This is a genomic window from Ralstonia sp. SET104, assembly GCF_003851545.1.
Classification (GTDB): domain Bacteria; phylum Pseudomonadota; class Gammaproteobacteria; order Burkholderiales; family Burkholderiaceae; genus Ralstonia.
This window is the reverse complement of the sequence record NZ_BHVX01000002.1, coordinates 376,590-396,891: the sequence shown is the minus strand read 5'-3', so window position 1 is coordinate 396,891 and position 20,302 is coordinate 376,590. Positions and strand designations below refer to the sequence as shown.

General features: G+C 62.4%; 18 protein-coding genes. 1 reads left to right on the top strand and 17 read right to left on the bottom strand.

What is annotated here, in order from left to right:
- Nucleotides 1-39: 39 nt before the first annotated feature.
- Nucleotides 40-2,427, bottom strand: a complete 2,388-nt coding sequence (gene ppsA, locus PSUB009319_RS04440; protein WP_124381036.1) for a phosphoenolpyruvate synthase — start codon at nucleotides 2,425-2,427, stop codon at nucleotides 40-42.
- A 229-nt stretch (nucleotides 2,428-2,656) separates the two neighbouring features.
- Between ppsA and PSUB009319_RS04435 the strand changes: the two genes are divergently transcribed.
- Nucleotides 2,657-3,508 (top strand): pyruvate, water dikinase regulatory protein, encoded by an 852-nt coding sequence (locus PSUB009319_RS04435; RefSeq protein WP_124381035.1) that lies wholly within the window; start codon nucleotides 2,657-2,659, stop codon nucleotides 3,506-3,508.
- 62 nt (nucleotides 3,509-3,570) lie between these two features.
- On the opposite strand, the gene PSUB009319_RS04430 is transcribed toward PSUB009319_RS04435, so the two are convergent.
- The 16 genes from PSUB009319_RS04430 to frr form a co-directional block, all read right to left on the bottom strand.
- Entirely contained in the window at nucleotides 3,571-4,467 is an 897-nt protein-coding gene (locus PSUB009319_RS04430) for a metal-dependent hydrolase (protein ID WP_124381034.1), read from the bottom strand.
- Between the two features lie 32 nt (nucleotides 4,468-4,499).
- On the bottom strand, nucleotides 4,500-6,308 hold the full coding sequence (locus tag PSUB009319_RS04425) for an SDR family oxidoreductase (protein WP_124381033.1): 1,809 nt from the start codon (nucleotides 6,306-6,308) through the stop codon (nucleotides 4,500-4,502).
- A 17-nt stretch (nucleotides 6,309-6,325) separates the two neighbouring features.
- A complete protein-coding gene (locus tag PSUB009319_RS04420) occupies nucleotides 6,326-7,201 on the bottom strand; it encodes a M24 family metallopeptidase (protein ID WP_124381032.1) in 876 nt (291 codons plus the stop codon).
- Nucleotides 7,202-7,345: 144 nt separating this feature from the next.
- Nucleotides 7,346-8,128 (bottom strand): RNA methyltransferase, encoded by a 783-nt coding sequence (locus PSUB009319_RS04415; RefSeq protein ID WP_124381031.1) that lies wholly within the window; start codon nucleotides 8,126-8,128, stop codon nucleotides 7,346-7,348.
- A 22-nt stretch (nucleotides 8,129-8,150) separates the two neighbouring features.
- Nucleotides 8,151-8,849 carry a ribonuclease HII gene (gene rnhB / locus PSUB009319_RS04410; protein ID WP_124381030.1) on the bottom strand — a complete coding sequence of 233 codons (699 nt, stop codon included), beginning with the start codon at nucleotides 8,847-8,849 and terminating at the stop codon, nucleotides 8,151-8,153.
- 4 nt (nucleotides 8,850-8,853) lie between these two features.
- Complete coding sequence (lpxB, locus tag PSUB009319_RS04405; protein WP_124381029.1) at nucleotides 8,854-10,008, bottom strand: lipid-A-disaccharide synthase; 1,155 nt, start codon at nucleotides 10,006-10,008, stop codon at nucleotides 8,854-8,856.
- A gap of 11 nt (nucleotides 10,009-10,019) precedes the next feature.
- Nucleotides 10,020-10,835, bottom strand: a complete 816-nt coding sequence (gene lpxA / locus PSUB009319_RS04400; RefSeq protein ID WP_124381028.1) for an acyl-ACP--UDP-N-acetylglucosamine O-acyltransferase — start codon at nucleotides 10,833-10,835, stop codon at nucleotides 10,020-10,022.
- Nucleotides 10,832-11,335 carry a 3-hydroxyacyl-ACP dehydratase FabZ gene (fabZ, locus tag PSUB009319_RS04395; protein ID WP_124381027.1) on the bottom strand — a complete coding sequence of 168 codons (504 nt, stop codon included), beginning with the start codon at nucleotides 11,333-11,335 and terminating at the stop codon, nucleotides 10,832-10,834. The genes lpxA and fabZ overlap by 4 nt, the downstream gene beginning before the upstream one ends.
- On the bottom strand, nucleotides 11,332-12,405 hold the full coding sequence (gene lpxD, locus PSUB009319_RS04390; protein ID WP_124381026.1) for a UDP-3-O-(3-hydroxymyristoyl)glucosamine N-acyltransferase: 1,074 nt from the start codon (nucleotides 12,403-12,405) through the stop codon (nucleotides 11,332-11,334). The genes fabZ and lpxD overlap by 4 nt, the downstream gene beginning before the upstream one ends.
- A gap of 10 nt (nucleotides 12,406-12,415) precedes the next feature.
- On the bottom strand, nucleotides 12,416-12,967 hold the full coding sequence (locus tag PSUB009319_RS04385; protein ID WP_124381025.1) for an OmpH family outer membrane protein: 552 nt from the start codon (nucleotides 12,965-12,967) through the stop codon (nucleotides 12,416-12,418).
- 3 nt (nucleotides 12,968-12,970) lie between these two features.
- On the bottom strand, nucleotides 12,971-15,268 hold the full coding sequence (gene bamA / locus PSUB009319_RS04380; RefSeq protein WP_124381024.1) for an outer membrane protein assembly factor BamA: 2,298 nt from the start codon (nucleotides 15,266-15,268) through the stop codon (nucleotides 12,971-12,973).
- 115 nt (nucleotides 15,269-15,383) lie between these two features.
- Nucleotides 15,384-16,772, bottom strand: a complete 1,389-nt coding sequence (gene rseP / locus PSUB009319_RS04375; protein WP_124381079.1) for an RIP metalloprotease RseP — start codon at nucleotides 16,770-16,772, stop codon at nucleotides 15,384-15,386.
- 86 nt (nucleotides 16,773-16,858) lie between these two features.
- Nucleotides 16,859-18,049, bottom strand: a complete 1,191-nt coding sequence (gene ispC / locus PSUB009319_RS04370) for a 1-deoxy-D-xylulose-5-phosphate reductoisomerase (RefSeq protein ID WP_124381023.1) — start codon at nucleotides 18,047-18,049, stop codon at nucleotides 16,859-16,861.
- Nucleotides 18,050-18,060: 11 nt separating this feature from the next.
- Nucleotides 18,061-18,879 (bottom strand): phosphatidate cytidylyltransferase, encoded by an 819-nt coding sequence (locus PSUB009319_RS04365; RefSeq protein WP_124381022.1) that lies wholly within the window; start codon nucleotides 18,877-18,879, stop codon nucleotides 18,061-18,063.
- Between the two features lie 3 nt (nucleotides 18,880-18,882).
- Entirely contained in the window at nucleotides 18,883-19,659 is a 777-nt protein-coding gene (uppS, locus tag PSUB009319_RS04360) for a polyprenyl diphosphate synthase (RefSeq protein WP_124381021.1), read from the bottom strand.
- A gap of 52 nt (nucleotides 19,660-19,711) precedes the next feature.
- A complete protein-coding gene (gene frr / locus PSUB009319_RS04355) occupies nucleotides 19,712-20,272 on the bottom strand; it encodes a ribosome recycling factor (RefSeq protein WP_124381020.1) in 561 nt (186 codons plus the stop codon).
- Nucleotides 20,273-20,302: the final 30 nt, after the last annotated feature.

The following is a 20,302-nucleotide window of genomic DNA, read 5'->3' as shown; positions in this document are numbered from 1 at the left end:
GAGGATACGCGCCTTGTCTTACAACACTCTAGGCTGGCATTAAGCCGAACCCAGCTTCTGCCACGTCTCGATGACCGAATCCGGGTTCAGCGAAATCGACGAAATGCCTTCCTTGGCCAGCCACTCGGCAAAGTCCGGGTGGTCGGACGGGCCCTGGCCGCAGATACCGACGTACTTGTCCATCGACAGTGCCGTGGAAATAGCACGCTGCAGCATGAACTTGACCGCCGGATCGCGCTCGTCAAAGTCGCGGGCCAGCAGTTCCATGCCGGAGTCGCGGTCCAGACCCAACGTGAGTTGCGTCAGGTCGTTCGAGCCGATCGAGAAGCCGTCGAAATGCTGCAGGAACTGCTCAGCCAGAATCGCGTTGGACGGCACTTCGCACATCATGATCAGACGCAGACCGTTCTCGCCGCGTTTCAGGCCGTACTTGGCCAGCAGCTCAACCACCTTCTCAGCCTGGCCGAGCGTACGCACGAACGGCACCATCACCTCAACATTGGTCAGGCCCATTTCGTCGCGCACGCGCTTCATGGCGCGGCACTCCATCTCGAAGGCCTCGGCGAAGTCTTCAGCGATGTAGCGGGAGGCACCGCGGAAGCCCAGCATCGGGTTTTCTTCGTCCGGCTCGTAGCGCGAACCGCCGATCAGCTTCTTGTACTCGTTGGACTTGAAGTCCGACAGACGCACGATCACGGGCTTCGGATAGAACGCTGCCGCAATGGTGGCGATGCCTTCGGCCAGCTTGTCGACATAGAACGCGCGCGGACTGGCATGGCCACGGGCCACGCTTTCCACGGCCTTCTTCAGGTCGCTGTCGACCTGCGGATAGTCGAGGATCGCCTTCGGGTGCACGCCGATGTTGTTGTTGATGATGAATTCCAGACGGGCCAAGCCCACCCCGCCGTTCGGGATCTGGCAGAAATCGAAGGCCAGTTGCGGGTTGCCGACGTTCATCATGATCTTGGTGCTGATCGGCGGCATCTCGCCACGCTGGACTTCCGTGATTTCAGTTTCCAGCAGGCCGTCGTAGATCTTGCCTTCGTCGCCTTCGGCGCACGAGACCGTCACCAGCGTGCCGTCCTTCAGCAGGTCGGTGGCATCGCCGCAGCCGACCACAGCCGGCACGCCCAGCTCACGCGCGATGATGGCCGCGTGGCAGGTACGGCCGCCACGGTTGGTGACGATGGCCGAGGCGCGCTTCATCACCGGCTCCCAGTTCGGGTCGGTCATGTCGGCCACGAGCACGTCGCCCGGCTGCACGCGTTCCATTTCAGCCGGATCATTAATCACACGCACCGGGCCCGTGCCAATCTTCTGGCCGATGGCGCGGCCGGTGGTCAGCACCGGTGCCGAGCCTTTCAGGCGGAAACGCTGCTCAACCTTGCCATGCGCCTGGCTCTTCACGGTTTCCGGGCGTGCCTGCAGGATGTAAATCTTGCCATCCTTGCCGTCGCGGCCCCATTCGATATCCATCGGGCGGCCGTAGTGCTTCTCGATGATGACGGCGTACTTGGCCAGCTCCGTCACGTCTGCATCGGAGATGGAATAGCGGTTGCGCAGTTCGCCGGGCACGTCGACGGTCTTCACGCGACCGGCTTCGCCCGGTGCGGTGAATTCCATCTTGATCAGCTTGGAGCCGATCGAGCGGCGGATGATCGGGTATTTGCCGGCGGCCAGCGTCGGCTTGAAGACGTAGAACTCGTCCGGGTTCACGGCGCCCTGCACCACCGTCTCGCCCAGGCCATAGCTGGAGGTGATGAAAACGACGTCCTGGAAGCCCGATTCGGTATCGATCGTGAACATCACGCCCGAAGCGCCGCAATCCGAGCGCACCATGCGCTGGATGCCGGCCGACAGGGCGACCACGTCATGGGCAAAGCCCTTGTGGACGCGGTACGAAATCGCACGGTCGTTGTACAGCGAGGCGAACACGTGCTTGATCTTGTCGAGCACGTCATCGATACCCAGCACGTTGAGATAGCTCTCTTGCTGGCCAGCGAACGAAGCGTCCGGCAGGTCTTCGGCAGTCGCTGACGAGCGTACGGCAAACGATGCTTCAGCGCCTTCGCGGGCGGACACGCGAGCGTACGATTCGCGGATCTCATGCTCCAGACGCGGCTGGAACGGTGCGGTGGCAACCCACTCGCGAATCTCCTTGCCGGCGACAGCCAGCGCCTTGACGTCGTCGACGTCCAGCGCAGCCAGGCGCTGCGAGATGCGCTCGGTCAGGTTGTTGTGGGCAAGGAAATCGCGGAACGCCAGTGCCGTGGTGGCAAAACCGCCCGGAACGCGCACGCCGGCGCCATCCAACTGGGAAATCATCTCGCCCAGCGAAGCGTTCTTACCGCCGACGACCTCGACATCGGTCATCCGCAATTGCTCGAACGGCAGCACATAGGCGCCGTCTTGCGACAGGTTAGTCATACAAGTCCCTAAACTAAGTGAAAAACCGGTCGGATGCGCACGGGGTTTTTTCTTGTCGTCTGGCCGCACGAATCGCTTGGCTAAATCATCCGGAAGCCATACCAAGACTGTCGCTGTGACATTGTCTGGCAGGCGATTGGCCCGAATTGCTTAGCTAAACGATCGCCGCTATTCTACCGTGCCGCAGCACGATTTCTTGCCGGCGTGCTGGAAAAACCCCTCGTTTTCGATGACCGACCTCGCCGCCGCTTCTCCCGACCGCGCACCTTTCCGCACCGTTTTCATCGTGTCGGATGGCACCGGGATCACCGCAGAAACCTTCAGCCACTCGATCCTGGCGCAGTTTGAGATGAAATTCCGCCAAGTGCGGATTCCGTTTGTCGACACGATCGACAAAGCGCATGTTGCAGTCGCAAAAATCAACGAAGCGTTTCATGCCGAAGGGGTGAGGCCAATCGTCTTCACCACGTTGGTGGATGCCGAGGCAAACGAGATCGTCCATCGGGCCCGCGCCACCATTCTGGATATGTTCCAGACCTTCATCGAGCCGCTCGAGAAGGAGTTGAACCTCAAATCCACCCACGCTATCGGGCGCTTTCACCAGAACGCTGACACCGAGGCGTACAAAAACCGCATCGAAGCGATCAACTTTTCACTCGCGCACGATGACGGCCAGTCACACAAGAACCTGGCCGAGGCGGATGTGATTCTGGTGGGGGTGTCGCGCAGCGGCAAGACGCCGACCAGCCTGTACCTCGCGATGCAATACGGCGTGAAATCGGCTAATTACCCGCTCATTCCGGACGATTTCGAACGCGGCAAGCTGCCCAAGGTGCTGTACGACTACAAGAGTAAGATTTTCGGGTTGTCGATCGACCCGCAGCGCTTGTCGGAAATCCGTAATGAACGTCGCCCAGGCAGCAAATACGCCGCGCTGGAGAACTGCCGCTACGAGATCAATGAAGCCGAATCGATGATGCGGCGCGAGGGCATCAAGTGGCTGTCGTCGACGCACAAGTCGATTGAAGAAATTGCCACGACGATCCTGCAGGACGTGAAGATGGAGCAAAGCAACTACTGAGCGCCACGCTCTCGAAGAAAACGGCCGGTATCACACCGGCCGTTTTACTTTTCTGGGCCGCATCAAGCGCGATCACGCACCCAGTTGCCGCCGTGGGCCGCAGCCTGCGCCGCCGGCGATATCTCAAGGTAGGCCAGCGCCTGCTCGGTCGAGCCTTCGTGATGCGGCGTGTAGCTGGGCCGGAAATAGCGCAGCGCGGCGCCCAGCATCTTCCAGAACGAGGGCAGGCAATTGCGCTTCGATCCGTGCCACCAGCCGCGGATGAAACCGGGGAAACGGCCCGCACCAGGGTCGCGCTTGAACATGAAACGGAACCCGGTGACCAGGAAGTACAGCAACAGCACGATCGTGGTCAGCATGTGAAAGCAACGTTCGAGGTACGTGCCGCCCATGTGCCGGAAAATGTCGAATGCAACCGTGCGGTGTTCAACCTCTTCGGCGCCGTGCCAGCGCAGCAGATCGAGCATGACGGGATCGGCGTTGGCGGCATCCAGTCCCTTTGCGTTGAGCACCCAGTTGCCGAGATAGCCGAAGAAGTGCTCCAACGCAGCGATGATGCCGAGCTGCTGCCGCAGCCAGAAGCGTGTGTGACCAATCTTCAGGCCCAGTGGCTGTTCGCCGAGCACCTTGGAGAACAGCCAGTCGAGCCGCTTGGTGAAGGGCTCTGTGTCGATGCCGTGGTCTTTGTAGTAGTGCGCAAGCACACCGCCGTGCGAGCGCGAATGGACAGCCTCCTGGCGCAGAAAACCTTCGGCATCGGCACGCAGTTTCGTGTCGGCAATCTGCGGCATCGCCTTGTTGTACACGCGGCAGAACCACAACTCGCCCGCCGGAAACAGGAGATTCAGTATGTTGATGATGTGTGTGCTGGACGGATCACCTGGAATCCACTGGATGGGTGTGTGTTTCCAATCGAAGCGGACGTGGCGGGCCTTGATGAAGTAATCGGGCGCGGTCATGGTGGTCTCCTGATGTTCTTGTCAGTGCGGGTTCAATGCCCCGCCATGCTCACGCGCGCAATCAGCCGGGCGAGCCATTGCGCATAGCGCGAGATGAAGCGCGACGAATGCGCCTCGATACCGATGGTGACGACGGGCTTGTTGCCCAGCACGGCGCGCAGCATCGCTTTGGCCACGGTTTCAGGCTTGAGACCGCGCAACTGGTAGAGCTTGATTGCGCGGGCGCGCAATTGGGCCTGTTGCACCTCGGTCGTGCCGGTGTAGACGGTGGAGGCCATGATCCCAGTCTCGGCAAAACCCGGGCAGATGGCCGACACGCCGATACCCTGCCCGGCCAACTCGCCGCGCATGCATTCGGACAGCATGAGCACCGCAGCCTTCGTCGTCGCATAGGCTGCAAGATCGCGGGACGGTGCAAACGCGGCGGCTGAGGCGGTATTCAGGATGTGGCCGCCCTGTCCGCGCGCCACCATCTGCCTGGCAAACAGCCGCGCGCCGTGAATCACGCCCCACACGTTCACGTGCAGGATGCGTTGCCAATCACGCTCGGACGTGTTGACAATGCCGCCCGCCATACCGATGCCCGCGTTGTTGACGACAATGTCAGCGCCGCCCAGCTCTTTGCCGACCCAGTCGGCCAGTGCTTCCATTTGTTCAGCGTTACCAACGTCGACGGTGCTTGCCCATGCCTTGCCGCCCGTAAGGCGGATGAGGGTGGCGGTGCGCTCGGCGTCTTCGGCACGGATGTCGACAGCAACGATGGCGGCGCCCTGCTCGGCAAACTCCAGCGCCGCACAACGGCCGATGCCGCTGCCCGCACCGGTGATGACGGCCAGCTTGCCGGTAAGCGGTTTGCGCTCGTCATGCTGACGGGCGCGCTGGAGTGCTTCGGATTCCGGCTTGCCCTCGGCATGCTCGATCAGCTCACGCGCCATCTCTGCCATGCGCGCGGCGTGCGTAACGGGCAGCCAGTGCCGCGCCACGACTTCACGCCGCCAATACTGCGGCACCCAGCGCGAGAGGTCTTCCGACAAGGCCGGGCTGACGTACTTGTCCAGCGTCGGCACGATCACCTGCACCGGCGCGTGCGCAACGCGCTTGCGCGGAGTGAACAGGCTGCGGATAAAGTTGGCCCGATACAACGAGACACCGCGCACGCCGTCTGCAGTTTGCGTAGCGCGCGGCACGATAGTGGTCTTCTCCACGCGCCGCAGCACATGCGGCCAGGCCAGGCCCAGCCACAGGCGCCAGCTCAATTCCGGCACGATCGGCAGATGGAACGGCAGCACGTACCACGAGCGCACAAGCTGCCCCAACATCTTGCCCAGCGCCGACGGCGTCGGCCGCAGCAGCCGCGCGCGCATCCAGTGCCCCACGTGGTCCAGGCACGGGCCCGAGCACGACGTGTATGACGCAATGCGCCCACGCAGGCGTTCCTCCGTCACGAACTCCCAAGACTGGATCGAACCCCAGTCGTGCGCGATCAGGTGAACAGGCGTGGTCGGGCTCAACGCATCGATGACAGCGATGAAGTCGTCGGTCAGCCGCGCAAAGGTGTAGTTGCGCATCCCATTGGGTGAACTCGATTGCCCGGCACCGCGCACGTCATAAGCAATGACGTAGTAGTCGCGCGCAAGCAGCGGTGCCATCTCGTGCCAGACCTCGCTGTTGTCCGGATAACCGTGGACCAGCACGACGGTGGGGCGTGCAGGTTCACCCCAGGTTCTGACGGCGAGCGTGACGTCGCCGGATTGCACCGTACGCTTCGAATGTTCCTCGGGCGGCAAGACAGCGGCCGGCTCGAACAGCGACAGCGGGGCCTCTTCAAGGAGCGTTTTCATGGTCGCCTCCTCGTGCTTTAAGCGGCGCATTGATGCGCAAGCTGGCGCTGCTGCCAGCGGCGCACGTGCGGCAGGTCGTCGTCCAGCCAGTACGCGTCGTCTTCGGTGATAACGAGCAGCTCTTCGAACTTCGCGCCCACGCCGTGGAAACCCAGGTGCGGTTCGACGGCCCACAGACCCGGCACCGGCGCGTGCTCGGATCGCCGATCAATCGACCACAGCGGCGACCACCCCTCCTGCTTGCCGCTGCGCACCTGGTCGAGGACCAGATTGCGCGTGGCATTCAGCCCGAAGCGCGCCACGAAGCGCGGCCTGGACGGGCTTTCCAGCTTGGCCACGCGATGCGCCAGCACCTTGAATGGATATGCCTTGTGGCGCGGCTCCACCCCTTGCTTCATGCAGAGCTGGTCCACCGCGCGCGCCACATCGGCCATCGAACGACGCTCGCGGATCAGGCGAACGATCAACTCTCGATGCGCCATCAGGTCGTCCTGCAACTGTTCGAGGATGACGTTCTCGCCCAGACACGTGGCATAGCCCACATCGGCGATCACACCATTGCGCACCGGTGCGACATCAAGGATGACCGGCATGTTTTCCTCCAGCCGGCGCGACGACGGGAAGAACGCCAGGTTGAAGCCGGCCATGTGCGTCAGGCCCGAAAAACCCTGGAACGCCGTGCGATCACCAAACCAGGCGAACGGCTTGTGCAGCCAGTCATGCACGCCACGGTCGCTCAGCCATTCAGTGAGCAGCCTGGCCGCGTCTTTCTCTGTCATGCCGGGGCGCAACATGCCCCCGACGGCCTCGACGCACGCGTAGGCAAGTTGCTGGATTTCGCGAAACTGGGCGAGCTCGTCGACATGGACGCGCGCCAGGGTAGGGTTCGGCATGGCCGGTCTCCATGAGTCTGGTTATCAAGGGGGCCTCAATGGCTCCGCGCTCAATGTTCCATTACTCAATGGCAAAGTCAATGCGGGACTTTTCTGGCGTTTGAAAACGCCGTATGACCGGTAGCCGACAGGAAAAGGAGGGATTTAGCGCGCGCGGCGTTGGCGCACGGCCTCGAACAGGCAGATCGCTGCTGCGGCAGCCACATTAAGCGATTCCATGCCGCCCGGCTGGGGAATCGTCACCGGCGTTGTGACGGCGGCAAGCCACTCGTCCGACACGCCTGCACCTTCGTTACCAAACACCCAGCCAACGGGGGCATTGAGGGCAACATCGAACACCGCCTGCCTGGCATGCGAGGAGGTCGCCAGCAGCGGCACCTGCAGGCGCGAATGCACGCTCGCAAACGTGCAATGCTCGACGATATTCAGATGGAAATGCGCACCCATGGCCGCCCGCAACGTCTTGGCTGACCACGCGAACGCGCAGCCTGCTGTCATGAACACGTCGCGCACACCCGCCGCTGCCGCGCAGCGCAAGATGGAGCCAACATTGCCGGCATCCTGAATGCCATCGAGGATGACGCAGTCCGCATCAATGGCTTGCGGCAGCGTGCCTTCCGGCGTGTCGATCAGGGCCATCAGATCGATACCGTTGACCACCGTGGTGAGCTGGCCAAACAGGTTATCCGCCAGCAGGATCACGGTTTCCGGATCAATGCGATCGAGCACAGCGGCCACTTCCGGGTGCCTGATATGGCGCTCTGACACCAGGCATTGCGCCGGCGTACGGCCCGCATCCAGATACGCCACAACCAGATGCACACCATCGAGCACGGATTGCCCCGCGCGCCGACGATGCTGCGTCGAGCCCGAAAGCGCCTTGAGATGCTTGAACACCGCATTGTCGCGGGAAGTGATGTGCTTCACGAATTGGCCCAGCGAAAAAAGGTCAGTCGTCCCACGCGCTGCCCGCGGCCGTGGCCTCGCTGCCGATAGCAGTCGAGCCCTCCAGCGCGCGGCGAACGGGCGCGAACGAGCGGCGATGATGCGGCGTCACACCATGCAAGTCGATCGCCGCCAGATGCTGTGGCGTGCCATAGCCCGCGTGCACATCAAAACCGTAGAGCGGAAACTCGACATGCAGCGCCGCCAGTTGGCGGTCACGCGTGACCTTGGCCAAGATGGACGCAGCCGAAATGGCCGGCACCAGCGCATCCCCCTTGACGATGGCCTCCACCGCAAACGCTACCTGCGGGCAACGGTTGCCATCCACCTGCACGAGATCGGGCAGCGTACCCAATGCGGCCACGCCCTGCACCGCACGCTGCATGGCCAGCATGGTTGCATGCAGGATGTTGATGCGATCGATTTCCTCGACGGTGGCTTCGGCCACGTGCCAGGCGAGCGCCTTTTCGACAATCTCGTCGTATAGCGCTTCGCGCTTCTTGGCAGTCAGTATCTTGGAGTCGGCCAAGCCCTTGATCGGCCTGCGCGGATTGAGAACAACGGCGGCGGCCGTCACCGGCCCGGCCAATGGCCCGCGCCCCGCCTCATCCACACCGCACAGGATGCGGCGCGCACGCTTGGCCGCCGGCGCTTGCGAGAGCAGCAGGCCAAGCTGATCGGGATTGGTTGTGCGAGAAACCATGGACTCAGAGCTTACCGCGACTGCGCAGCAGATCGACCACGACTTTCGCGCCGATCTCCGCCATGTTCTGCTTGAGCGTCAGGTGCATCTGCGTGAAGTGCTCGCGCAGGAACGTGGCGTTTCCGTGGTCGCTCAGTTGCAGCAGCGTTTCGCGCGCGAGCGCCTCTGGCGTCGCGTCATCCTGCAGCAGCTCCGGCACGACAAAGCGGCCGGACAGGATGTTCGGCAACCCCACGTACGGCAGATAGCCTTTGCGCTTCATGATCTGCGCCGTCAGCCAGGGCACCTTATAGGTGATCACCATCGGCTTCTTGTACAGCGCGGCTTCCAGTGTGGCCGTACCGCTGGCCAGCAGGATCACGTCGGCCGCCTCCATGGCTGCGTGCGACTGCCCCTCAACCACCCACAGATGCAAGCCTGGGTGCTCCGCGCGCATGGCATCAATGCGTTCGCGCAGTGTGGCATTCGCCGCCGGCAGTACGAAAGCGAGATCCGGCTCAACTGCCTGCATGCGCGACATTGCGGCAAACAGCGTCGGCCCGAGATGCTTGACTTCAGAATTGCGACTGCCCGGCAGCACGGCGACGACCTTGCGGCCCAGCGGCAACCCCAGGCGCGTGCGTGCGCCTTCCACGTCCGGCACCAACGGAATCTCGTCTGCCAGCGGATGGCCAACGTATGTGGCCGGAATACCCGCCTTGGCGTAAATCTCGGGCTCGAACGGGAACAGGCAGAGGATGTGATCAACAGCACGGGCGATCGTCTTGATGCGCCCCGCACGCCACGCCCAGATCGACGGGCTCACGAAGTGCACCACCGGCACACCCGCCTGCCGCATGGCGATCTCGACGTTGAAATTGAAGTCCGGCGCATCGACACCGATGAAGGCAAGCGGCGGCTTGGCCAGCAAGTCCTGCTTGAGTTCCTTGCGGATCTCGAGAATCTCGCGCAGTTGGCCGAGCACTTCCACGTAGCCGTTGACCGACAACTTGTGCATCGGCCAGTTCGACTGGAAACCTTGCTCGGCCATGCGCTCGCCGCCGATGCCGTTGTAGGCGATGTCAGCGGGCAGATGTGCGTGCAACCCCTTGAGCAACAGCGAGGCCAGCAAATCGCCGGAAGCCTCGCCAGCCACCATGCCGATGCGGCGCACCGGCATGCCGGGCTCGCTCAACGCACGATGCCGCGCTTGGTGGCGGCGATGAAATCAGCAAACGCGGTCAGCACCTCGCACGTCGGCGCGTCATCCGCCTGAGCGATCTGCGCGGCGATTTCCGCCTTGGCCTGATCGAAGCTCAGGTCACTCTTGTAGAGCAGCTTGTATGCCTGGCGCAGACCGGTGATCTGCTCGGCCGTGAAGCCGCGGCGGCGCAGGCCTTCCACGTTGATGCCGTGCGGTGCGGCCTTGTTGCCGCCCTTGTCGCTCGCGGCAATCACGAACGGCGGCACATCCTGCACCAGCGCCGAGGCACCACCGAGCATGGCATGCGCGCCAATACGCACGAACTGGTGCACGCCTGACATGCCGCCGAGGATTGCCCAGTCACCTACCTCAACGTGACCTGCAATTTGCGCGTTGCTCGAGAACACCGTGTGGTTGCCCACGCGGCAATCATGTGCGATGTGCACGTAGGCCATGATCCAGTTGTCGTCGCCGATGGACGTGATACCGGCATCCTGCGCCGTGCCGGTATGGATCGTGGTGAATTCGCGAATGGTGTTGCGATCGCCGACGATAAGCTGCGTCGGCTCGTCGCGGTACTTCATATCCTGCGGGCGGCCACCCACCGACGCAAAGTGGCCGATGCTGTTATCGCGCCCGAGCGTGGTGTATCCCTCGACCACCGTGTGGTGGCCCACGCGCGTGCCCGCACCCATCCGCACGTTCGGGCCCACAACCGTGAAGGCGCCGATCTCGACGCTCGAATCCAGTTCGGCCTTCGGGTCGATCAGCGCGGTCGGGTGGATCTTCTGTGCTTGCGTCATGCCTCGCCCTTGGACTTGTCTTCGCGCACGGCACACATGATTTCGGCCTCCACGGCAACTTCGCCGTCCACCTTGCCGTACACCTTGAACTTCCACATGCCGCTCTTCGAGCGCAGCAGTTCCGCCGTCATCACGAGTTGGTCACCAGGCGTCACCTGTCGCTTGAAGCGTGCCCCGTCAATGCTCACGAACAGGTAAAGCTGGTTTTCCTTGTGCTCGTGATCGGCCTCGCCGAAGGTCAGCAGCGCGGCGGTTTGCGCCAGCGCCTCGAGCATCAGCACGCCCGGCATCACCGGGTGACCCGGGAAGTGGCCGTTGAAGAACGGCTCGTTGAACGTGACGTTCTTGATAGCCGTAATCGATTTGCGCGGCTCCAACGAGATCACGCGATCAACGAGCAGCATCGGGTAGCGATGCGGCAGCAGATCGAGAATTTTCTTAATGTTGAAATCGCTGACGAGGCCGGTCGTCGCGCTCGTCGCATTCGTTGCTTCGGTCATGATTGTTGCCGCAGGTCTTTGACCTGCTGTTCCAGTTGTTGCAACCGTTCGCGCATGCGCGTCAGGCCTCGGACGATGGCCGCGTTACGTTCCCAGTCGCCATGCGGCATGAACGGGAAAACGCTGGTGAAATGGCCACCGGGTTTAGTGATGGATTTGGTAATTGACGTACCGCCCGAGACGGTCACGCGGTCGGCAATGGTCAGGTGACCAGCAAAATTGGCTGCACCGCCGATGATGCAGTAGCGTCCGATCTTCGTGCTGCCCGAAATGGCCGCGCAGCCTGCAATGACGGTGTACGCGCCCACATGCACGTTGTGCGCGATCTGCACTTGGTTGTCGATCTTGCAGCCCCGCTCAACCACGGTATCGGCCATCGCACCGCGGTCGATGGCGGAGTTCGCGCCGATCTCCACATCGTCGCCGATCACGGCTCGGCCGGTCTGCGGAATCTTTACCCACTCGCCGCCCTGCGGACCAAAGTCGGGGGCAAAGCCAAAGCCATCCGCACCGATCACGACTCCGCTATGCAGAATGCAGCGCGCACCAACTACGCAGCCGTGGTAGATCGAAACGTTCGCATAGAGCAGCGTGTCGTCGCCGATGCGGGCGCCCGCGCCAATGAAACTGTTGCCCGCGATACGCACACGCTCGCCGAGCACCGCACCGGCCTCGATCGTCACGTTCGGGCCGATCGAGCACGATGCCGGCACCGTGGCGCCCTCTTCCACGCTTGCACTCGGATGAACGCCCGGCACAGCGGGGCGCGCTGCAAGCGCGACGAAGCGTTGGGCAACACGGGCAAACGCAGCATATGGATTGCCCGCCACCAGCCAGTTCCGGCCAGCAGCGTGGCCTTGGCTCTCGAGGGTTTCCAAGTCACGAGGCGACACGATGATCGCGCCCGCACCTGAGCCCACAGCCTGATTGAGATACAGCGGATTGGAAAGGAAAGCGAGCTGATCCGCGCCGGCTTGATCCAGCGGCGCGATCGACTTGACGATCAGGCTTGCGTCACCCTGGACGGTCGCGCCAAGCGACGCAGCAAGTTCACCAAGCGAAAACGACATGGAAGCAACCTCATTTCGCCGATTGCGAATTTAGCGCCTTGAGCACCTCGTCGGTGATATCGATGCGCGGGTTCACGTACACAGCTTCCTGCACGATCAGATCGTACTTGCGCTGCTCCGCAATCGAGCGGATCACGCGGTTGGCGCGCTCGAGTACCTGGGCCAGCTCTTCATTGCGACGCTGGTTCAGGTCTTCACGGAATTCGCGCTGCTTGCGCTGGAAATCACGATCCAGATCCGACAGCTCGCGTTGACGGCGGGTGCGATCCGAGTCGGCCAAAACTGCCGAATCCTTGTCCAGCTTGTCTGACATGCCCTTGAGTTTGGCTGCCATGTCTTGCAGTTCGCGATCGCGCTTAGCGAACTCGGTTTCCAGCTTGGCCTGGGCGGCCTTGGCGGGCTGCGAGTCGCGCAGAATGCGCTCCGAGTTGACGGCAGCGATGCGCGCTTCCTGCGCCGTAGCCGGCAGCGCAAAGCTGGCTGCGGCAAGTGCGGCGAAAGCAGCGGACACGCCCATGCGGGACAACGTGATGCGCGTGGATTTCATGATGAATGCGGTCATTAATTAGAATGCAGTCCCGATTTGGAACTGGAAGCGTTGCGTTTGATCTTCTGCCTTGCGCTTGATCGGGAAGCCCATGCTGATCTTCAGCGGGCCGATCGGCGACAACCACGACAGACCGAAACCAGTGGAGTAGCGCATGTCGCCCAGCTTGTACGGCTGGCCTTCAGCGAACACGTTACCGTAGTCGAAGAACGTGAACAGGCGGACGGTGCGATCCACGCCCGAACCCGGCAGCGGGAAGATGAATTCCACGTTGCCGACAAACTTGCTGGCACCGCCAATGGCCACACCGTTGGCGTCGCGCGGGCCCAGCGTGCTGGTTTCGTAACCGCGCACCGAGCCGATACCGCCGGCGTAGTAATTCTTGAAGACCGGGAAGTCCTTGCCGCCGTATCCGTGGCCGTAGCCGATTTCGTTGTTGAACGCCATCGTGAACGACTTCGACAGCGGATAGAAGTACTGGTGCTGGTAGTACGCGCGGAAGTACTGCAGATCGCCACCGGGGATACCGAATTCCAGGTTGGCCTGCTGGTAGCGACCGCGTGTCGGCACGAGGGCGCTGTCACGCTGATCCTTCGACCAACCGATCGTGATCGGGAAGTTGTTGGTGATGCGGCCGTTCTTCGCAACGTAGTTCTGGTAGGCCAGCGGCGTGTTGGTTGTCACGTCGATGGTCGTGCGCTCATAGCCGATGCCGAAGAAGACGGTATCGGTTTCCGAGAACGGCACGCCGAACTTGACGTTGCCGCCCTGTTGCACGACGCGGTAGTCCTGGTCGCCCGTGTAGTACAGCGGGCGGTACGTGCGGTAGTACAGCTCGGTCGAACGGCTGATGCCATCCACGGTGAAGTACGGATCGAACTGCGTCACTGCAATGGTGCGGTTCGACTTGGACGTGTTCACATCCAGGCCGAGGCTCGTGCCGGAGCCGAACACGTTGTCCTGGCGAATACCGGCCGATAGCACCAGCTTGTCGGTCGACGAGAAGCCCACACCGAGGTTGATCTGGCCGGTCGGCTTTTCGGTCACGTTGACATTCACATCGACCTGATCGGTCGTACCAGGCACGTCTTCGGTCGTGATATTCGCATCAGTAAAATAACCGGTGCGGTTCACGCGGTTCTGCGAAAGTTGCAGTTTCTCGCCGTCAAACCACGAAGCTTCCATCTGACGCATCTCGCGGCGCACAACTTCGTCGCGCGTCTTGCTGTTACCAACCACGTTGACGCGACGCACATACACACGACGACCAGGATCAACCACCAGCGTGAGTGCAACCGTACGGTCCTTCTGATTGATCTGGGGCTGCGGGTTGATGGTGGCAAAAGCGTAGCCGTAGGTGCCAAGCAGATCGGTGATCGACTTGGTCGTCGACGATAGCTTGGCCGATGAGAACACATCGCCCTGCTTGAGCTTGATGAGCTTCTCCATCTCGGCCTGCTTACCCAGCAGTTCGCCGGTCAGCTTGATGTCCGACACCTTGTACTGCTCACCCTCGTGGATGTTCAGCGTCAGGTAGATGTCCTTCTTGTCCGGCGTGATCGACACCTGGGTCGACTCGATGGCGAACTCCAGGTAGCCACGATCGAGGTAGAACGAGCGCAGCGCTTCCAGGTCAGCCGTCAGCTTCTGTTTGGAGTACAGATCGTTCTTCGTGTACCACGACAGCCAATTGGGCGTGGACAACTGCATCTCGTCGCGCAGGTCGCCCTCCTTGAAAGCCTTGTTGCCGACGATATTGATCTGGCGAATCTTGGCGGTCGGGCCTTCGTCCACCGTGAAGGTAATCGACACACGGTTGGCATCGACGGGCGTAACGGTGGTGGTTACCTCGGCAGCGTAGTAGCCGCGCGAGACGTACTGGCGCTTGATTTCCTGCTCGGCACGGTCGATCAGCGACTTGTCGTAGTAGCGGGCCTCAGCCACACCCACGCCACGCAGCGTACGACGCAGGGCGTCCTTGTCGAACTCCTTAAAGCCGATGAACTCGAGTTGCGAGATCGCCGGACGCTCTTCCACGCGCACCACCAGCACATTGCCTTCGGAGCGGATCTGCACATCCTTGAAGAAACCGGTGTTGTAGAGGGCGCGGATCGATTCGGCGCCCTTATCGTCGGTGAAGGTCTCACCAACCTTCACGGGCAGATAGCCGAACACGGTGCCCGGCTCGACGCGCTGCACCCCCTCCACGCGAATGTCCTTGACGACGAACGGCTCCACTGCATGAGCCTGACCGGCAGTTACGGTCAGCACGGAAGCCGCCAGCACGCTGAGCGGGAAGCGATGTTGTCTGATCAATCTAATCCCCTAGTTGGATTCAATCGGAATCCACTTCTGAGTGTTTTCAAAACCCTGAGTTGCCCGCTCACGCCGGTGGCAACGATTTGGCTTATCGACGAAGCTCAAATACGGTCTAGCCACGAGTCAGAAACAACCGACTCAAATCGTTGTACAAGGCGAGCGAAGTGAGAAGCAGGATGCAGGCGACGCCGATCTTCTGAAGGACTGCTTGCCAGGATTCCGGCACGGGTCGGCCAGTCAAAAATTCCACGCAATAATACAGCAAATGCCCCCCATCCAATACCGGAACGGGCAATAAGTTCAGCACACCGAGGCTGACGCTGATCAACGCGAGAAAGCTCACAAATGTCTGCCAGCCAAGGCTTGCCGCCTTGCCTGCAAAGTCCGCCACCGTGATCGGCCCGCTCAGGTTCTGCAGCGATGCCTGACCGACGACCATCTTGCCCAGCACCTGCAACGACAGGACTGAGGTCTGCCACACTTCGCGCACGGCATGGCCGACAGCGGCGACCGGCTGGTCCCGGATCATCGCCGTTTCCACCTTCTGGCTGAGCTGCGCGCCGAGCTTGCCGATCTTCGGCCCCGTGGGGTTTTTGGGATCGGCATCGGCATCTGGGCGAACGGGCAACGTCATTGGCTGATCATTGCGCAGGATATCGATCGACGCGTTTTGCTCGGGCATGGCGCGGATCTGGCGAATGAGGTCCATCGCCTGATCCGCAGGTTGGCCCGCGAAGCGCACGATCTGGTCACCGGCCTGCAACCCCGCGCGCGCCGCCGCACTCGAGGGCAGCACATCGACGATGGTGACTGGGCCGCCGAGCAAGCGCAGACCAATCTGATCGATCACGTCAGCCTGCGGCGTACGGGCGGCACTTGGCAGACCATGCAGACGGACGGTGCGCTCGGCGCCATTGGCGCCCCGCACTTGCACCAACGCGTCGCGCCCAGCGATGCCGGCCGAGTACAAGCGCATGCGGACGTCGCTCCAACTACGTACGGGCGTGGGCGCCTCGCTATCCGTACCCACTGCGATCACGTGGTCCTTGGCACGCAGGTCGGCCTGGGCGGCAATGCTGCCAGCCGGGGGGGCGCCGAGGATAGGCAACGGCTCGATCGCGCCGACCCATGCCAGCACTGCGTACAGCGCGATCGCGAGCAGGAAATTGGCAATCGGGCCCGCAGCCACGATGGCGAAACGCTTATAGACAGGCTGGTGGTCGAAGGTGCGCGGCAGGTCTTCGGGGAGGATGGGCGGGTCTTTCTCAGGATCTCGCGAACCCTCGCCCAGCATCTTGACGTAGCCGCCCAGCGGAATGGCGCAGATCGTCCATTCGGTACGGTCAGGGCCGCGACCCACACGGCGGAACAACACCTTGCCGAAGCCGACGGAAAACCGGAGCACCTTCACGCCGCACAGGCGCGCGACGCTGTAGTGGCCCAGTTCGTGAATGACGATCAGTACCGCGATCGCAAAGACAAACGCTAAAACGGTCTGCAAAACCTTCTCCGGATGCACTGAAGGGCACGCGCGGGCTGGCCCCGCGCGAAACCGCTATGTTACCTGCTCGCTCTGACGGGGCGCTTTCACGCGGCTGGCAGTTGTGCGCACACGGCCGCGATATAGCGCTCGGCGTACTGGCGCGCCTGCGCATCTGCGGCAAAAACGGTGTCGAGTGAGTCGACCGGAACGACAGAGGCTCGGGCGAGCGTGTCACCCACCACGGCCGCAATATCGGTGAACCGGATGCGGCGCTGCAAAAATGCCTCGACAGCCACCTCATTGGCCGCGTTCAGGACAGCAGGTGCCGTGCCACCGGCACGCAGCGCGTCAAAAGCCAACCCCAGGCACGGGAAGCGGCGCAGGTCGGGAGCTTCGAACGTCAGTGTGCCTGTGGTCACCAGGTCCAGCAGCGGAACACCGGCTTCGATGCGCTCGGGATACGCCAAGCCGTAGGCGATCGGCGTGCGCATGTCGGGGTTGCCGAGCTGCGCCAGCACCGAGCCATCGTCGTAGCCGACCATGGAATGGATGACACTCTGCGGGTGAATCAGCACCTCGAGATGCTCGACCGGCACACCAAACAGCCAGTACGCCTCGATCACCTCCAACCCCTTGTTCATCATGGTGGCGGAGTCGACTGAGATCTTTCTCCCCATGACCCAGTTTGGGTGGGCGCAAGCCTGGTCGGGCGTGACATCGGCGAGCGAATCGACAGCGCGCGTGCGGAACGGCCCCCCCGAGGCTGTCAGCACGATACGCGACACGCCGCGCCCAAATTGTGGAGCTTGCTGCGGCAAGCACTGGAAGATGGCGTTATGCTCACTGTCAATCGGGAGCACGGTGGCGCCATGCTGGCGCACGGCGTCCATGAAGAGCGCGCCTGACATCACCAGCGCTTCCTTGTTGGCCAGCAGCACCCGCTTGCCGGCGCGCACGGCGGCAAGCGTGGGACGCAAACCGGCCGCACCGACGATGGCAGCCATCACGGCATCGCAGTCGGGATGGGCAGCGGCCTCTTCCAATGCCTGGGCGCCAGAACGGATCTCAATGCCGGCGGCATCGGCACCGAGCTGATCGCGCAATGCATCCGCCGCGGCCACTGAACCGAGCACTGCCATCTGCGGGCGAAATTCGCGGCACAACGCGGCGAGCTTGTCGGCCTGTGCGTTGGCGGTCAGCGCGACCACGCTGTGTTTGTCAGGATGACGGCGCACCACGTCGAGCGTGCTGTCGCCAATGGAGCCGGTGGCACCGAGAACGGTCAAACGCATCATGTTCAGATGCCTCAGGAAATCAGCAGCGCGGCCAGCGGAAACACCGGCAACAGTGCATCGATACGATCGAGCACGCCGCCGTGGCCGGGCAACAGGCGGCTGCTGTCTTTCATGCCGACCTGACGCTTGAGTAGGGATTCAAACAAATCACCGCCGATGCTTGCGGCCACCAGCAAGATGGTCAGCACCAAGGCGACGACTGTGCCACGCTGATCGAACTCGTGCGAGAACCAAGTCGGAGCAAACCAATGCGTGACGCCGGCCACGGTCGCGATCACTGCAACCAGAACAGCCCCGCCGATCGCACCTTCCCATGACTTTCCTGGGCTGATGGTCGGCGCCAGCTTGCGGCGACCGATGGCCTTGCCGACAAAATAGGCTCCCACATCAGCCGCCCACACGAGCACCGCCACCGAAAGCAGGAAAGCGATACCGTGCGTGCGCAGTTCAATGGCGCCATGCACAAACGCCGGCAGCATCACCAGGCCCAGCAGCGTGAACACCATCTTGCGCACCCCATGCAGCTCGCGCACCCCACCCGCCAACAAGCCCCAGGCGACCACCCATGCGATCACTGCGCCATGGAACAGCGGCCGCACATCCCCGCGAACGGGAATATCGTGCCAGGCAATCGTCAGCATGACGACGGCAATCGCATAGAGAACGGGCCCCCACCAGCTTGGCAGGCGCACAAGACGCCCCCACTCCCACGCGGCGAGCGCGGCGAATACCGTCACCAGTCCGGCGAGACCAGCGGGCGGCGCGAAGAACAGAATGGGCAGGATGACAATCAGCAGGCAGACAGCGGTAATGACGCGAGTCAGCAGCATGTGTCAGGCTCCGGCGGATAGCGCGGGGGGAACATCGGGCTCGAGCTGCGCGCTGGTGCGGCCAAAGCGGCGCTCGCGGTTGCGGTACCACGCAAAGGCGCGATCGAGCTCTGCAGCATCGAAATCGGGCCAGTAGCGATCGGTGAAGTACAGCTCAGAATACGCAAGCTGCCACAGCAGGAAGTTGCTGATGCGTTGCTCACCACCGGTGCGGATGAACAGGTCCGGCTCCGGCGCATAGGCCAGTGCCATGTACGGCGCAAGCATTTCTTCGGTGATGCCCTCGGGCGCGATGCCCGGCTGCGCCACCAGCAAGGCGCGCATTGCCTGCAGGATGTCCCAGCGCCCACCGTAGTTGGCGAGGATCGTGACGGTCAGACCAGGGTTGGCAGCCGTCTTGGCCTCCGCTTCGCGAATCAACAACTGGATGCGCGGGCTGAACGCAGACAAATCGCCCACCACGCGCAGGCGGATGCCATTGTCGTGCAGCTTGCTCACCTCACGGCGCAGCGCCGTCATGAACAGCTTCATCAGGAAGGTGACTTCCTCGGCCGGGCGCCGCCAGTTTTCGGAGCTGAAGGCAAACAACGTCAGGTAACCGACGCCACGGCGTGCCGCCGCTTCAACCGTTGCACGCACCGCATCAAGGCCGCGGCTGTGCCCAGCCACGCGCGGCAGGTGGCGTTCGGTAGCCCAGCGGCCGTTACCATCCATGATGACGGCAACGTGGCGTGGCGTATCGGCGGTGTCGGGCACCGCCAGTGTGGAACTGATATGCATGAATCGGGCTTTCCGCCGCTTGCGCCCAATGCGCCAGCGACAGAAGACGGCCTTACACCGTCATGATTTCCTTGTCTTTCTCGGCGACCAGTTTGTCGATCTCGGCGACAAACTTGTCGGTCAGCTTCTGGACGTCATCGCCACCGCGACGCTCGTCGTCTTCCGAGATGGCCTTGTCCTTCACCAGCTTCTTGAGCTGCTCGTTGGCATCGCGGCGCAGGTTGCGCACAGCGACCTTGGCATCTTCGCCCTCGCCCTTCACAACCTTGGTCAACTCCTTGCGGCGCTCTTCGGTCAGCGCGGGTGTCGGCACGCGGATGATGTCGCCCATGGTAGCCGGGTTCAGGCCGAGATCCGCTTCACGGATGGCTTTCTCAACGGCTTGCACCATTTTCTTTTCCCACGGCTGCACACCGATCGTGCGTGCGTCCACCAACGTCACGTTGGCGACTTGGCTGATCGGCACCATCGAGCCGTAGTAATCGACTTGCACATGATCGAGCAGACCGGTGTGGGCACGCCCCGTACGGATCTTGGCCAGGTCCGTCTTGAGAGCCTCGATCGACTTCCGCATCTTCTGCTCGGTATTCTTTTTAACATCGGCGACGCTCATACTTCCTCCGAACGATAACGGCGGCCTGCC